This is a genomic window from Serratia sp. TSA_130.1, from assembly GCF_052691795.1.
In genome coordinates, this window is record NZ_JBQZFS010000002.1 from 158,463 (window position 1) to 172,497 (window position 14,035).

The 14,035-nt window shown below is 58.7% G+C and carries 17 protein-coding genes; 3 read left to right on the forward strand and 14 right to left on the reverse strand.

The genetic code is table 11. The features are described 5' to 3' along the window. Positions 1–90: 90 nt before the first annotated feature. Positions 91–561 (forward strand): manganese-binding transcriptional regulator MntR, encoded by a 471-nt coding sequence (gene mntR / locus ACUTQY_RS07460; RefSeq protein WP_046686860.1) that lies wholly within the window; start codon positions 91–93, stop codon positions 559–561. Between the two features lie 14 nt (positions 562–575). Next, entirely contained in the window at positions 576–941 is a 366-nt protein-coding gene (locus ACUTQY_RS07465) for a DUF4180 domain-containing protein (RefSeq protein ID WP_046686859.1), read from the forward strand. 57 nt (positions 942–998) lie between these two features. Here ACUTQY_RS07465 and ptsG read toward each other — a convergent pair whose 3' ends face one another. From ptsG to yceD, 14 genes are all read right to left on the reverse strand, one after another. Continuing rightward, positions 999–2,432 (reverse strand): PTS glucose transporter subunit IIBC, encoded by a 1,434-nt coding sequence (ptsG, locus tag ACUTQY_RS07470; RefSeq protein ID WP_033642691.1) that lies wholly within the window; start codon positions 2,430–2,432, stop codon positions 999–1,001. A 343-nt stretch (positions 2,433–2,775) separates the two neighbouring features. Further along, a complete protein-coding gene (locus ACUTQY_RS07475; RefSeq protein ID WP_046686858.1) occupies positions 2,776–3,552 on the reverse strand; it encodes a metal-dependent hydrolase in 777 nt (258 codons plus the stop codon). A 19-nt stretch (positions 3,553–3,571) separates the two neighbouring features. Then, positions 3,572–4,579, reverse strand: coding sequence for a DNA polymerase III subunit delta' (gene holB / locus ACUTQY_RS07480; protein WP_033642689.1), 1,008 nt, complete (start codon positions 4,577–4,579; stop codon positions 3,572–3,574). Next, positions 4,579–5,217 (reverse strand): dTMP kinase, encoded by a 639-nt coding sequence (tmk, locus tag ACUTQY_RS07485; protein WP_033642688.1) that lies wholly within the window; start codon positions 5,215–5,217, stop codon positions 4,579–4,581. Before tmk ends, holB begins: the two co-directional genes overlap by 1 nt. Continuing rightward, a complete protein-coding gene (gene mltG / locus ACUTQY_RS07490; RefSeq protein ID WP_046686857.1) occupies positions 5,207–6,232 on the reverse strand; it encodes an endolytic transglycosylase MltG in 1,026 nt (341 codons plus the stop codon). Before mltG ends, tmk begins: the two co-directional genes overlap by 11 nt. 13 nt (positions 6,233–6,245) lie before the next feature. After that, positions 6,246–7,043, reverse strand: coding sequence for an aminodeoxychorismate lyase (pabC, locus tag ACUTQY_RS07495; protein ID WP_033642686.1), 798 nt, complete (start codon positions 7,041–7,043; stop codon positions 6,246–6,248). A gap of 145 nt (positions 7,044–7,188) precedes the next feature. Further along, positions 7,189–8,430 carry a beta-ketoacyl-ACP synthase II gene (fabF, locus tag ACUTQY_RS07500; RefSeq protein WP_033642685.1) on the reverse strand — a complete coding sequence of 414 codons (1,242 nt, stop codon included), beginning with the start codon at positions 8,428–8,430 and terminating at the stop codon, positions 7,189–7,191. Positions 8,431–8,512: 82 nt separating this feature from the next. Next, the gene (acpP, locus tag ACUTQY_RS07505; RefSeq protein ID WP_004719003.1) at positions 8,513–8,749 is read right to left on the reverse strand and encodes an acyl carrier protein; all 237 of its coding nucleotides are present in this window, start codon (positions 8,747–8,749) and stop codon (positions 8,513–8,515) included. 154 nt (positions 8,750–8,903) lie between these two features. Further along, positions 8,904–9,638, reverse strand: coding sequence for a 3-oxoacyl-ACP reductase FabG (fabG, locus tag ACUTQY_RS07510; protein ID WP_004928729.1), 735 nt, complete (start codon positions 9,636–9,638; stop codon positions 8,904–8,906). Between the two features lie 11 nt (positions 9,639–9,649). After that, positions 9,650–10,579, reverse strand: a complete 930-nt coding sequence (fabD, locus tag ACUTQY_RS07515) for an ACP S-malonyltransferase (RefSeq protein WP_033642684.1) — start codon at positions 10,577–10,579, stop codon at positions 9,650–9,652. 18 nt (positions 10,580–10,597) lie between these two features. Continuing rightward, entirely contained in the window at positions 10,598–11,551 is a 954-nt protein-coding gene (locus tag ACUTQY_RS07520; RefSeq protein ID WP_033642683.1) for a beta-ketoacyl-ACP synthase III, read from the reverse strand. Positions 11,552–11,557: 6 nt separating this feature from the next. Next, a complete protein-coding gene (gene plsX / locus ACUTQY_RS07525) occupies positions 11,558–12,592 on the reverse strand; it encodes a phosphate acyltransferase PlsX (protein ID WP_071841648.1) in 1,035 nt (344 codons plus the stop codon). Positions 12,593–12,603: 11 nt separating this feature from the next. Next, positions 12,604–12,771, reverse strand: a complete 168-nt coding sequence (rpmF, locus tag ACUTQY_RS07530; RefSeq protein ID WP_004927778.1) for a 50S ribosomal protein L32 — start codon at positions 12,769–12,771, stop codon at positions 12,604–12,606. Positions 12,772–12,787: 16 nt separating this feature from the next. Further along, a complete protein-coding gene (gene yceD, locus ACUTQY_RS07535) occupies positions 12,788–13,309 on the reverse strand; it encodes a 23S rRNA accumulation protein YceD (protein ID WP_004927780.1) in 522 nt (173 codons plus the stop codon). A 141-nt stretch (positions 13,310–13,450) separates the two neighbouring features. Between yceD and ACUTQY_RS07540 the strand changes: the two genes are divergently transcribed. Next, positions 13,451–14,032, forward strand: coding sequence for a Maf family protein (locus ACUTQY_RS07540; RefSeq protein WP_033642681.1), 582 nt, complete (start codon positions 13,451–13,453; stop codon positions 14,030–14,032). The last annotated feature ends 3 nt before the right edge of the window (positions 14,033–14,035 follow it).

A 14,035-nucleotide genomic window follows, 5' to 3' on the forward strand; every position in this document is an offset into this window, starting at 1 on the left:
TGATAATGTGTGCTATTTGGACTAACTTAGGGCAACCCTCCCCGCATTGCCGGGAGACGCCTTTTTTATTCTTACAGGACGCCCTACGCTATGGTTACCCGCGCGCCAGATAACGCCGACCGCCACGCCCAGACCGACATGCCGGACGAGGCCGAGCACGCCCTGCGTTTTAGCCGCGCCCGCGAAGCGCAGTCCAATGCGCTGATCGAAGATTACGTTGAGCTGATCGCCGATTTGCTGCAAAGCACCCGCGAAGCCAGAACCACCGATATCGCGCGCCGCTTCGGCGTCTCTCACCCGACGGCGATCAAAAATATCGCACGGCTCAAAAGCGCCGGGCTGGTGGAGTCGCGCCCTTATCGCGGGGTGTTTTTAACCGAGGAAGGCGAACAGCTGGCGCAGAAGGTGCGCCGCCGTCACCGCATCGTGGTCGATCTGCTGATGTGCCTCGGGGTGCCGAGCGAAACCGCCGAGCTGGACAGCGAAGGGATTGAACACCATATCTCGGACGAAACGCTGGCGGTGTTCGAGCATTATCTGCAAAAACATGCCAACCCCTGAATCCCGGAGCACCGATGAGCTACGCCGTGCAGCAAATCCATGATCTGTGCCTGGTGGTTTTCGCCGAAGCCGGGCCGATGTTGAAAGACGAAAACGACGTCAGCCTGTTTATCGCGCCCGCCTTTGAACATGAGGCAGGGATGATTGCCCTCCCCGTCAACCGCCTGGACGCCACCTTTTTCCAGCTCAGAAGCGGCATTGCCGGCGCCGTATTGCAGAAATTCATCAACTATCGCCTGCGCGTGGCGCTGCTAGGCGATATCACCCCCTGGCTGGCGAAAAGCAACGCGCTGCAAGATTTCGTGCGCGAAGCCAACCGCGGCGAACAGGTCTGGTTCCTTCCTTCTCTCGCCGAACTCGAACAGCGCCTTAGCGCCTGACGACAGGCAACAAAAAAAGGGAGGCTTTCGCCTCCCTCGATAACTCCCCTGCCTGAATCAATGATTACGGATGTATTCGTCCATATCGGTTTTCAGGTTGTCGGACTTGGTGCCGAAGATGGCCTGCACACCGGAGCCAGCGACGACTACGCCGGCTGCGCCCAGTTTCTTCAGGCCCGCCTGGTCAACTTTGGACACGTCGGCCACGCTGACGCGCAGACGGGTGATGCAAGCATCCAGGTTAGTGATGTTTTCTTTGCCGCCGAAGGCCTGAACCAGCGCCGCGGACATTTCGGAACCGCCCTGCGCAGACTGCTCGGCAGCGGTGTCTTCACGGCCCGGCGTTTTCAGATCCAACTTGGCAATCAGCACGCGGAAGATGGTGTAGTACACCAGACCGTAGATGATGCCGACGATTGGGAACAGCCAGATTTTGCTGCTGTTGCCGCTCAGTACGATAAAGTCGATCAGGCCGTGCGAGAAGCTGGTACCGTCACGCATGCCCAACAGGATGCAGATTGGGAACGCCAGGCCGGCCAGGATAGCGTGGATCACGTACAGGATCGGCGCGACGAACATGAAGGAGAACTCGATCGGCTCGGTGATACCGGTCAGGAACGAGGTCAGCGCGGCGGAGATCATGATGCCGCCGACTTTCGCGCGGTTTTCCGGCTTGGCCGAGTGCCAGATGGCGATGGCCGCAGCAGGCAGACCGTACATTTTGAACAGGAAGCCGCCGGACAGTTTGCCCGCGGTCGGGTCGCCCGCCATGTAGCGAGGGATATCACCGTGGAATACCTGGCCCGCCGCGTTGGTGAACTCGCCAATTTGCATTTGGAACGGGACGTTCCAGATGTGGTGCAGACCGAACGGCACCAGAGCACGCTCAACCACGCCGTAGATGCCGAAGGCCACGACCGGGTTCTGATAAGCCGCCCACTGCGAGAAGGTCTGGATAGCCGTACCGATCGGCGGCCAGATGAAGGACAGCACTACGCCCAGAACGATCGCCGCCAGACCGGAAATGATCGGCACGAAACGCTTACCGGCAAAGAAGCCCAGGTATTCCGGCAGTTGAATGCGGAAGAAGCGGTTAAACATATAGGCCGCGATGGCGCCGGAGATAATCCCCCCGAGCACACCGGTATCCGCCAGGTGTTTGGCCGCAATTTCTTCAGCCGGCAAGTGCAGCACCAGCGGCGCAACCACCGCCATGGTTTTCACCATGATGCCGTAAGCCACCACCGCCGCCAGCGCGGAAACGCCGTCGTTGTTGGTGAAGCCCAAGGCGACGCCGATGGCGAAAATCAGCGGCATGTTGGCGAAGACCGAACCGCCCGCTTCCGCCATCACGTGGGAGACTACCGCAGGTAGCCAGCTAAAGTTGGCGGAACCGACGCCCAGCAGGATACCTGCGATAGGCAACACGGACACCGGCAGCATTAGCGATTTACCTACTTTTTGCAGGTTTGCAAATGCGTTCTTGAACATAGTTGAGTGTGCTCCTGAGTAATAATGCTTTGCTACTTCTTGTCGCGATTGGTCGCGCTGCAAGGGGGGGAGAAAAACCCCTGCAATTCAGGGTGTCTGAGCACCCCTTGAATTTATTACGCAGAGTAAAATAAATAGTCTGCGCAATGTTTGATGACAATCACGTTTCGATGATCGAGCCGCGGCAACTTTGCATAAACCGGCTTTTTTTTGGCAAAACAGAGCAAAAAACGCGCACCAATCACCCTGAAACGGGAACGAACCTTACCCGTTTCAGTGATTAATTACGAGCTTAAAAAAAATTACGCAGACAATGACCTACCGCTATAGCCTAGGCCAAAGATCACAGTTCGAGGTGAAATAAGCGTGAAAAGTTGGCGGTGGTCGCTTCGGCCAGCTGTTCCAGGCTGACGCCCTTCAATACCGCCATGTATTCAGCCACATCACGCACATAGGCGGGTTGGTTTTCTTTGCCGCGATGCGGCACCGGCGCCAGATAAGGCGAGTCGGTTTCCACCAGCATGCGATCCAGCGGCACGTAGCGTGCCACTTCGCGCAGCTGTTCGGCATTGCGGAAGGTGACGATGCCGGAGAAGGAGATGTAGAAGCCCAGATCCAGCAAGGCTTCGGCCGTGGCCAGATCTTCGGTGAAGCAGTGCAGCACGCCGCCGCAGTCTTGCGCGTTCTCTTCACGCAGGATCGCCAGCGTGTCCGCGCGCGCCTCGCGGGTGTGGACGATCACCGGCTTGTTCAGATCACGGCCAATGCGGATATGTTCGCGGAAAGAGTCCTGCTGCAGCTCAAGGTTGTCTTTCTGGTAGAAGTAATCGAGCCCGGTCTCTCCCAGCGCCACTACCCGCTCCGCCGCCGCCAGGCGACGCAGCTCGGCGTAATCATAACCCTCTTCCAGATTAAGCGGATGCACCCCGCAGGAGAAAGCCACATCGTTGCGCTCGCCGATCAGTTCGGTCATGGAACGGTAACCCGGCAACGTGGTGGCGACCGCCAGCACATAGCCGACGTCGCGCGCCTTGGCCTTGGCCAGCGCGTCGTCCACATTGTGGTGCAGCGTTTGGTAATCCAGACCGTCAAGGTGGCAATGAGAATCGACTAACAACATAATTTTTAACTCTTATACTTTACAGCGAATGAGGTTGGGAATAGCCGGCGGCGCCAAGCATCTGTTCCCAGCGAAGTAACTGTTCGGTCAGCAGCAGCTCGCGGTTGACGCCCACCACGCTGAGCAGCTGGTGACGGCAGTTCAGCCACTGCTGCACAATCTGTTGCAGCGAGGAGCTGCTCAGCAGGCTGGCCAGCTGATGCACCAGCGGCTGCTGATCCTGATTCAATACATAGTGATGCGCGCCCTGTTGCCACTTCATTGCGTCCACCAATAACGCGCACAGCCAATGCAGGCGTTCGGCGACGTCTTCATGGTTTAGCACCGGCAACAGCGACAGCATATCGCGTTGCGGCAGCGCGGCGCTCAATGCGGCGCACAGGGCGCCGCGCTGTTGCCACTGCTGCGGTTGCAACAGCTGTTCGGCGGCCAGGGGCGCGCCGTCGTGCAGGCGCAGCGCCGTGACTCGGTCTGTCTGAGAGCCCGCCGCCTGCCGGCCCAACCACTGCAGGCTGAGCTGCTCATCCGGGCTGGCCAAATGCCAGTACAGGCAGCGGCTGCGCAGCGTCGCCATCAGCCGCGACGGCTCACGGCAACCCAACAGAAAATAGGTTTTCTCCGGCGGCTCCTCCAGCGTTTTCAACAGCGCGTTGGCCGCCGCCTCGGTCAGCTGTTCCGCCTGCGGCAGCCAAATCACCTTGGCGCCGCCCTGTTGCGCGTGGGCGTACAGCGTTTCAATCACCTGGCGGATCGGTTCGATGCCCAGGCTGCTCTTGCCCTTTTCCGGCGCCAACACATGATAATCCGGGTGATTGCCCGCCAGCATCAACCGGCAGCTGTGGCACTCGCCGCAGCTTTTTTCGCCGTTGCGCTGTTGGCAGATCAACCAACGGCTCAGGCCGTAGGCCAACGCATCGTCACCATTGCCTGCCGCCGCATGCAGCAGCAGCGCATGATGGCCACGGCCGTCGGCGTACTGCCCAATCAGCTGGCGATAAGGGCCATTCAGCCACGGGTACCAGTTCATTATGCGCCTTCCTGCTGCCGCAGCCAGTGGCTGACGCAGTCGCGGATCGCCGCAGTCACCTGCTCCAGCGGCTGGGCGGCGTCGACGGTGACGATCGTTTCGTCCTGCGCCGCCAGTTCGAGATAGCGAGCGCGGGTGCGTTCGAAGAACGGCAGCGCCTCCTGCTCGATGCGATCCAGCTGACCGCGCGCCTGCGCGCGTTGCAGGCCAACCAGCGGAGGCAGATCGAGATAGACCGTCAGATCCGGGTGAAAATCCCCCAGCACGGTGTCGCGCAGCGAGGTCATCAGCTGCGGATCCACGCCACGGCCGCCGCCCTGATAGGCTTGTGAAGAGAGATCGTGGCGATCGCCCACCACCCAGGCGCCACGCGCCAGGGCGGGTTTGATCACGGTTTCCACCAACTGCACGCGCGCAGCGTACAGCATCAAGACTTCGGCCTTGATGGTCGGCAATTCGCCGTCGATGCCGCGCTTGAACAGGTCGCGCAGCTTCTCCGCCAACGGCGTGCCGCCGGGTTCACGGGTGAAGACGATGTCGTTGATGCCATGTTCACGCAGCACATTGACTACCGTGTCGCGCGCGGTGGTTTTGCCCGCGCCTTCCAGCCCTTCGATTACAACGAATTTACTTTTCATTCTTTTCCTTTAACGCCTGGCGGTACACGCGCACCGCCTGGTTATGGCTCGCCAGATTGGTGGTGAAGGTATGCCCACCCTTGCCGTCGGCGACAAAATAGAGATAAGGCGTTTTGGCCGGATTGGCGGCCGCTTGCAGCGAGGCCTCACCCGGCATGGCGATCGGCGTTGGCGGCAGGCCGGCGATCACATAGGTGTTGTAAGGCGTCGGCGTCTCCAGATCCTTGCGCGTGATGTTGCCATTATAGCTCTCGCCCATGCCGTAGATCACCGTCGGATCGGTCTGCAGACGCATGCCGAGACGCAAACGGTTGACGAACACCGACGCCACCTTGCTGCGCTCTTCCGGCACTGCGGTCTCTTTCTCGACGATCGATGCCATGGTCAGCAGCTCTTCCGGCGTTTTGTACGGCAGACTGGTGTCGCGGCCGTCCCAGGCGGCCTGCAGCGCTTTGTTCATGCGGACGTGGGCGCGTTTGAGTAGCGCGATGTCGCTCATGCCGGCGGTATACTGGTAGGTATCCGGGTACAGCCGCCCTTCCGGGGTTTCTCCTGCAGCAATGCCGAGCGCGGCGGCGATCTCCGCGTCACTTTTGCCCGCCAGGGTGTGTTTCAGGTATTTGGACTGCTGGAGCACCTGCTGCCAGTCACGCAGGCGTGAGCCTTCGATAAAGCGCGCGGTGAACTGCGCCTCTTTGCCGCTGGCCAACAGTTTCAGCATCTGGCGCACCGTCATGCCCGGCGTGAACCGGTAGGTTCCGGCCTTGAACTCCGCCAGCTCCGGTTCCAGTTTCAGCAGCCACTGGAACCAGTGGCCGCTGCGCACCAGTTTATCGCGCACCAGTAACCCTTCCAGCGCCACCCGGCCAGTGCCGGCAGGCAGTTTGAAGATAGTCTCTTGCTGGATAGCCAGCGGCGTATCGGCAAAGCGTTCGATCTTCTGGTAGCCCCAAAACAGCAGCGCCAATGCCAGAACAACAATAACAGACAGGACCTTCAGCTTTCTTTTCTTCATCAATCAGCCATGGTTAACAGTGTGGACGCAAAAAATCATACAGCTGGCGCGAATGATAACGCCATGATTGAGCAACGTTTACCGGCAGCAGCGGCATCAGCGCGTTGCTCACCAGGACTTCGTCGGCATCGGCCAGCGTCTCCAGCGGCTCGCTGACGCAGTGCAGACGGTATTCCGATCCCGCCAGCAGCGCGATCACCCGTCGCCGCATCAGGCCCGCGACGCCCGCCTGGCTCAGGTCAGGGGTAAACACCGCTTTTCCCTTACGCCAGAACAAATTAGCCGCACAGCATTCCACCAGCATACCGGCAGTGTCAAGCACCAGCGCCTCGTCGGCGGCCGTCTGGTCAAGATGCGCGCGGATCAGCACCTGCTCCAGGCGGTTCAAATGCTTCAACCCCGCCAGCAGCGGATTGCGCGCCAGCGCCACCGGGCTGAGCGCAAGCGTGATGCCCTGCTCGCGCCACTGCAAATAGTGCGCAGGGTAGCTGCTGCGGGCGACGATGCGCGTCGGGTTTTCGCACCCCGTCGGGCTATAGCCTCGTCCACCGCTGCCGCGCGTCAGTATCGCTTTGACCACGCCGAGCGAAATTGATTCTGCCGCCTGCGCCATCTCGCGCTCGAAAGCCGGCCAATCGGTGGCGGGCAGCATCAGCCGTTGGGCCGCCTGCTGCAGCCGCTCCAGATGCCAGGGCAGCAGCTCGATTTTACCGTCGATAACCCGGGCGGTAGTAAAGCAGCCGTCGCCGAACTGCAGGCCACGATCGCTCGGCGCCAGCGCATCGTGGCGTTGTCCGTTAATCCAGTACATGCTTCCTCCTGTTGCCGGGTGATTTCATTACGCTCGCAGAATAGCAGGCAGCGAGGCAATACGCAGCCCTGCTGACGGCCGGACGCCAGGCGTAAAAAAGCCCGGTTAAAAAACCGGGCTTTTCATCAGCGAATAACCGCGCGAGTTACACTCGGCGGAAGATCAGCGAGCCGTTGGTGCCGCCGAAGCCGAAGGAGTTACACAGGGTGTACTCCATATCGCTGACCTGACGCGCTTCGTGAGGCACGAAGTCCAGATCGCAACCTTCATCCGGGTTATCCAGGTTGATGGTCGGCGGTACCGCCTGATCGCGCAGCGCCAGCACGGTAAAGATGGACTCGATCGCGCCCGCCGCACCCAACAGGTGGCCGGTCATCGATTTGGTCGAACTCACCAGCACACGCTGGGCATCAGCGCCGAAGACGGATTTCACCGCCTGCGCTTCCGCCTGGTCGCCCGCTGGCGTAGAGGTGCCGTGTGCGTTGATGTAACCGATTTGTGACGGGGTCACACCAGCGTCAAGCAGGGCATTTTCCATCGCCAACGCAGCGCCAGCGCCGTTTTCCGGTGGTGACGTCATGTGATAAGCATCGCTGCTCATCCCAAAGCCAACCACTTCGGCGTAGATTTTCGCGCCGCGTTTTTTCGCGTGTTCGTACTCTTCCAGCACCATCATGCCGGCGCCGTCGCCCAGCACGAAGCCGTCGCGGTCTTTATCCCACGGACGGCTCGCCGCCTGCGGGTTGTCATTACGGGTGGACAGGGCGCGCGCTGCGCCAAAGCCGCCGACGCCCAATGGGGTGCTGGCTTTCTCTGCCCCACCGGCCAGCATCACATCCGCATCATTGTAAGCAATGATACGCGCGGCATGGCCGATGTTGTGTACACCTGAAGTACAGGCGGTGGCGATGGAAATGCTTGGGCCACGCATGCCGTACATGATTGTCAGGTGACCTGCAATCATATTCACAATGGTGGAAGGCACGAAGAACGGACTGATTTTCCGTGGGCCACCGTTAACCAGTGAACTGTGGTTTTCTTCAATCAAACCCAGGCCGCCGATGCCGGAACCGATCGCGGCTCCAATGCGGCTGGCGTTAGCCTCGGTGATGTCCAGACCTGCATCCTGCATGGCTTGCATGCCGGCAGCGATACCGTACTGGATAAAGGCGTCCATCTTGCGCGCATCTTTGCGAGAGATGAAATCCTCAGAATTAAAATTCTTTACCAGGCCAGCAAACTTGGTCGCATAGGCAGTGGTATCGAAATGGTCGATCAGGCTGATGCCACTCTGACCGGCAAGAAGAGCGTTCCACGTGGACTCTACCGTATTGCCGACAGGAGACAACATGCCCAGTCCGGTCACAACTACTCGACGCTTAGACACGTTTGTCCTCCAGGGAGGGAAAAATATGACACTAGGGATAGAAAAAACTTAGGCGGTCGAACGACCGCCTAGATATGTTCTCTTACTGCTGGCTAGCGTTGATGAAATCAATAGCTGCCTGAACAGTAGTGATCTTCTCAGCTTCTTCGTCTGGAATCTCGGTGTCGAATTCTTCTTCCAGTGCCATTACCAGCTCAACGGTGTCAAGAGAATCAGCGCCCAGATCTTCAACGAAAGAAGCGTTGTTCAAAACTTCTTCCTGTTTAACACCCAGTTGCTCAACAATGATTTTCTTAACGCGTTCTTCGATAGTGCTCATACTCTTAAATTTCCTATCAAAACTCGCTTTCGCGATGGTTTTCGTAGTGTATAAAATGCTGAAAAAGATGCAACTAAATCCCGGCTGGTCAAACCACGATTTTACGCTATTTTGCGGTTTTTGCCTCAAATAACGCAAATGGTTTTCACATTTTTTAAATCATGTACATGCCGCCATTGACATGTAACGTTTCACCGGTGATATAGCCGGCCTCATCAGAGGCCAAAAATGCAACAGCGCTGGCGATTTCTTTAGCATCGCCCAGCCGGTTGGCTGGAACTGATGACAAAATGCCTGCGCGTTGATCATCTGTCAACGCCCGTGTCATGTCCGTCTCAATAAAGCCAGGTGCCACGACGTTGACCGTAATGCCACGAGAAGCAACTTCACGTGCCAAAGATTTGCTAAAACCAATCAGACCGGCTTTAGCCGCCGCGTAGTTCGCCTGCCCTGCGTTCCCCATGGTGCCGACAACGGAACCGATGGTGATGATACGGCCAAACCGCTTTTTCATCATAGCGCGCATTACCGCTTTTGACAGGCGGAATACGGAAGTCAGGTTAGTGTCGAGGATATCCTCCCACTCATCATCCTTCATACGCATCAGCAGGTTATCACGCGTAATGCCGGCATTATTCACTAAAATGTCGATTTCGCCAAATTCGGCGCGAATCGATGCCAGCACGCTGTCGATAGATTGCGCATCAACAACGTTCAACATAAACCCTTTGCCGTTTGCGCCCAGGTAGCCGCTGATCGCTTCAGCGCCGCTCTCGCTGGTCGCGGTGCCGATCACTTTGGCGCCGCGGGCCACAAACGTTTCTGCAATAGCTCGGCCAATACCGCGGCTCGCGCCGGTGACCAGAACGATTTTACCTTCGAAGCTCATCATTTTCCTCTTTATTGTTCAAGCGCCGCCGACAGGCTGGCGGTGTCGTTCACCGCCGCAGCCGTCAGGGTGTCAACAATACGTTTAGTGAGACCGGTCAGCACTTTGCCCGGCCCCACTTCCAGCAGCGACGTCACTCCCTGTGCTGCGATAAATTCTACGCTCTCGGTCCAACGCACCGGGCTGTACAGCTGACGCACCAGCGCACTGCGGATCGCTTCAGGATCGTTTTCGGTGCGTACGTCGACGTTGTTCACCACCGGCACCTGCGGCGCGTTAAAGGTGATGTCCTTCAGCGCCACGGCCAACTTGTCGGCGGCCGGTTTCATCAGCGCGCAGTGCGAAGGCACGCTCACCGGCAGCGGCAGTGCACGTTTGGCGCCCGCCGCTTTACAGGCGGCGCCTGCACGTTCAACCGCTTCTTTATTGCCGGCGATAACCACCTGGCCCGGCGAGTTGAAGTTGACCGGAGAAACCACCTGTCCCTGCGCGGACTCTTCGCACGCCTTGGCGATCGCGTCGTTGTCCAGGCCGATGATGGCGTACATAGCGCCGGTGCCTTCCGGCACCGCTTCCTGCATCAGCTTGCCGCGCAGCTCGACCAGGCGGATCGCCGCCTTGAAGTCCAGCACGCCGGCGCAGACCAGCGCCGAGTATTCGCCCAGGCTGTGGCCAGCCATCAATGCGGGCGCTTTACCGCCCTGCTGCTGCCACACGCGGAAAATCGCCACGGAAGCCGCCAGCAGAGCCGGTTGGGTCTGCCAGGTCTTGTTCAGCTCTTCCGCCGGGCCTTGCTGCACCAGCTGCCACAGATCGTAACCCAGCGCGGAAGAGGCCTCGCCGAAAGTCTCTTCGACGATCGGGAACTGTGCGGCCAATTCGGCCAGCATGCCAACGGCCTGTGACCCCTGGCCCGGGAAAACAAAAGCAAATTGCGTCATTTTTTATTCCTGTTCAAATCAGAAACGAACCAGCGCCGAGCCCCAGGTAAAGCCGCCGCCGAAGGCTTCCAGCAGCACCAGCTGGCCACGCTGAATTCGCCCGTCTCGCACGGCTTCGTCCAGTGCGGAAGGCACCGAGGCGGCAGAGGTGTTGCCGTGACGATCGAGCGTCACCACCACTTTGTCCATCCCCATGCCCAGTTTTTTCGCCGTTGCGCTGATGATGCGCAGGTTGGCCTGGTGCGGCACCAGCCAATCCAGCTCGCTGCGGTCCATGTTGTTGGCCTGCAACGTCTCATCGACGATGCGCGCCAGTTCGGTGACCGCAACCTTGAAGACTTCATTGCCCGCCATGGTGACATAGGCCGGCTTGTCTTGATTCTGACGATCCTTGTAAGGCAGCGTCAGCAGGCTGCCGTAGCTGCCGTCGGCATGCAGGTGGGTAGACAGAATGCCCTGCTCTTCAGAAGCCCCCAGCACCACCGCCCCTGCGCCATCACCAAACAGAATGATGGTGCCGCGATCTTCAGGATCCAGCGTGCGCGACAAGACGTCCGCGCCGATAACCAGCGCATGTTTGACCGCGCCGTTTTTCACGTACTGATCGGCCACGCTGAGCGCATAAGTAAAGCCGGCGCAGGCCGCAGCCAGATCGAACGCCGCGCAGTCTTTGATGCCCAACATTTGCTGCACCAGGCACGCCGCACTCGGGAACGCGTGAGTCGTCGTGGTGGTCGCCACGACGATAAGCCCAATGTCTTCTTTAGCCACACCTGCCATTTCCAGCGCTTTCTCAGCGGCCTGGAAGCTCATCGTCGCGACGGTTTCATCCGCAGCGGCGATGCGACGTTCGCGAATACCGGTACGCGTGACGATCCACTCGTCAGAGGTATCCACCATTTTTTCCAAATCAGCATTGGTGCGCACTTGTACGGGCAAATAACTCCCCGTACCGAGAATCTTTGTATACATGTACGATCAGTCACTCTTAGGTAATACAGCCTCAAGGCGCGCAGCAATCCTTTCCGGGACTTGCCGCTGCACCGCCTGCACAGCCTGTTCGATTGCGACTGCAAACGCGTGAGGGTTCGCAGCGCCGTGGCTCTTGACTACGGTGCTGCGCAATCCTAACAGACATGCGCCATTATACTGGTCGGGGTTCAGGTGGCCGAACCGCTTGACCACCCGTTTTTGCAACCAACGGCCCAACAATTTCAGCCACCAGGCTCGCTTGTTTCCATCGCCGGACGATTTCAGCAGCGATAAGAACACCCTGACCACCCCTTCCATGGTTTTCAGCGTGACGTTGCCCACGAAGCCGTCGCAGACCAACACATCTGTCTTGCCGGTGAGCAGTTCGTTTCCTTCCAGGTAACCAATATAGTTGATTGCCGGAGTATTTTTTAGCACAGCGGCCGCTTCGCGGATATTATCCAGGCCTTTGGTCTCTTCTTCGCCGATATTCAGCAGCGCCACCCGCGGTTGCGCAATGCCGATCACCTCTTCCGCCATCACCGCGCCCATCACGGCAAACTGCACCAGCATGGTGCTGTCGCACTCGACGTTAGCACCCAGATCCAGCACCACGGTTTTGCTGCGCTGCTGGTTCGGGATCACCGTCATCAGCGCCGGGCGCTCAATGCCCTCCAACGGCTTGACCAACAGCTTCGCCAATCCCATCAGCGCGCCGGTATTGCCGGCGCTGACGCAGCCCTGCGCGTTGCCGCTGCTGAGCTGTTCGAGCGCAATGCGCATCGACGTGCCGCGGCTGGCGCGTATCGCTTGTGAAGGTTTGGCGTCGCCGGCGATCACAGACTCGGCGGGCACGACTTGCAGACGCTCCAGAAGAACCGGATCGGCGTGGGCAAGCAAAGGGGAGATGGCGTCGGGATTACCGACCAGCAAGAGATGAAGCTGTAAATTAGAGGCCAGTGCCTGCAACGAAGCAGGCACTGTGACGCAGGGACCGAAGTCCCCGCCCATTGCATCTAACGCCAGGGTTAGACGAGTCAAGGTATCGCTACTTAGCCGATAACCTTGCGACCGCGGTAGAAACCGTCGGCAGTGATGTGGTGACGACGGTGAGTTTCACCGGATACTTTGTCTACAGACAGAGTAGTCGTGGTCAGAGCATCGTGAGAACGACGCATGCCACGCTTGGAACGGGTTGGTTTATTCTGTTGTACGGCCATGGACCTTACTCCTCAATTACTTACGCTTTAAACTGGCTAATACGGCAAACGGATTCGGTTTCTCCGCCTCGGGAGGCAGTTGGCCAAATACCATGTCCGCTTCGGACACTTCACAGTGTTCAGATTCATGTACCGGAACGACAGGCAGTGAAAGAATAATTTCGTCTTCAATCATTGCCAACAGATCGACTTCGCCAAACTCGTCAACTTCGATCGGTTCGTACGCTTCCGGTAATGCCTCAGCCTGCTCATCATTGACGACCGGGCTAAAACAATATGTTGTGTGAACCTGATGTTCGAACGGGACTCCACAGCGTTGGCACATCAACGTTACCGTGACGTCCGCATGCCCTGTTATCACCGCGAGGCGTTGATTGTCGATATTAAACGACAACGACACCTCAACATCACTATCCACACTGACCACGGAGTCGGCAACACGAGTAACCTGCTCAGGCGCATAGACACCAGCATAGTCCAGGCGTTTCTGAGCGGTACGTACCGCATCAATGGTCAAGGGTAATTTTACCTTTTGCATAGGGCGCGCATATTAACTTTGTAACGACATAGAGTCAAAGAAAAAGGCCGTAAAACGGCTCCTTTCACCAATATTCGCTTCCACAGCGGCCGACAGTTTAAAATGCCGTACCCATTTACGCTACGGTTTGCGAAAAAAATTATGCAGAGATTGCTTTTAGCCTCCACCTCCCCCTATCGAAAAATGCTGCTGGAGAAACTGCAGCTGCCGTTCGACTGCGCCGCGCCGGAGGTGGATGAAACCCCGCTGCCGGGCGAAGGCGCGGAAGCGCTGGTGCTGCGCCTGGCGGCAGCGAAGGCCCAGGCGCTGGCCCTCGCCTACCCCGAGCATCTGATCATCGGTTCCGATCAGGTCTGCGTGATCGATGGCAGCATCACCGGCAAGCCCCATACCGAGGAAAACGCCCGCGCGCAGCTGCGCCAGGCAAGCGGCCAGGCCGTGACCTTCTATACTGGCCTGGCGCTGTACAACGGCCGCAGCAAGCAGCTGCAGGCCCTGTGCGAGCCTTTCCACGTGCATTTTCGCGCGCTGAGCGAAGCGGAGATCGCCGCCTATGTGCGTCTGGAGCAACCGCTGAACTGCGCGGGCAGTTTCAAGAGCGAGGGGTTGGGGATCGCGTTGTTCGACAGGCTGGAAGGCCGGGATCCGAACGCCCTGATCGGCCTGCCGTTGATCGCGCTGTTGGAGATGTTGCGGGCTGAAGGCATCAACCCGCTGGTGTGACGC

Bases quoted from the DNA above. Each gene is read 5' to 3' on its own strand.
- ptsG (WP_033642691.1), bottom strand. From the start codon at position 2,432: ATGTTCAAGAACGCATTTGCAAACCTGCAAAAAGTAGGTAAATCGCTA.
- ACUTQY_RS07465 (WP_046686859.1), top strand. From the start codon at position 576: ATGAGCTACGCCGTGCAGCAAATCCATGATCTGTGCCTGGTGGTTTTC.
- holB (WP_033642689.1), bottom strand. From the start codon at position 4,579: ATGAACTGGTACCCGTGGCTGAATGGCCCTTATCGCCAGCTGATTGGG.
- yceD (WP_004927780.1), bottom strand. From the start codon at position 13,309: ATGCAAAAGGTAAAATTACCCTTGACCATTGATGCGGTACGTACCGCT.
- mntR (WP_046686860.1), top strand. From the start codon at position 91: ATGGTTACCCGCGCGCCAGATAACGCCGACCGCCACGCCCAGACCGAC.
- mltG (WP_046686857.1), bottom strand. From the start codon at position 6,232: ATGAAGAAAAGAAAGCTGAAGGTCCTGTCTGTTATTGTTGTTCTGGCA.
- acpP (WP_004719003.1), bottom strand. From the start codon at position 8,749: ATGAGCACTATCGAAGAACGCGTTAAGAAAATCATTGTTGAGCAACTG.
- ACUTQY_RS07540 (WP_033642681.1), top strand. From the start codon at position 13,451: ATGCAGAGATTGCTTTTAGCCTCCACCTCCCCCTATCGAAAAATGCTG.
- rpmF (WP_004927778.1), bottom strand. From the start codon at position 12,771: ATGGCCGTACAACAGAATAAACCAACCCGTTCCAAGCGTGGCATGCGT.
- ACUTQY_RS07520 (WP_033642683.1), bottom strand. From the start codon at position 11,551: ATGTATACAAAGATTCTCGGTACGGGGAGTTATTTGCCCGTACAAGTG.
- tmk (WP_033642688.1), bottom strand. From the start codon at position 5,217: ATGAAAAGTAAATTCGTTGTAATCGAAGGGCTGGAAGGCGCGGGCAAA.
- ACUTQY_RS07475 (WP_046686858.1), bottom strand. From the start codon at position 3,552: ATGTTGTTAGTCGATTCTCATTGCCACCTTGACGGTCTGGATTACCAA.
- fabD (WP_033642684.1), bottom strand. From the start codon at position 10,579: ATGACGCAATTTGCTTTTGTTTTCCCGGGCCAGGGGTCACAGGCCGTT.
- pabC (WP_033642686.1), bottom strand. From the start codon at position 7,043: ATGTACTGGATTAACGGACAACGCCACGATGCGCTGGCGCCGAGCGAT.
- fabG (WP_004928729.1), bottom strand. From the start codon at position 9,638: ATGAGCTTCGAAGGTAAAATCGTTCTGGTCACCGGCGCGAGCCGCGGT.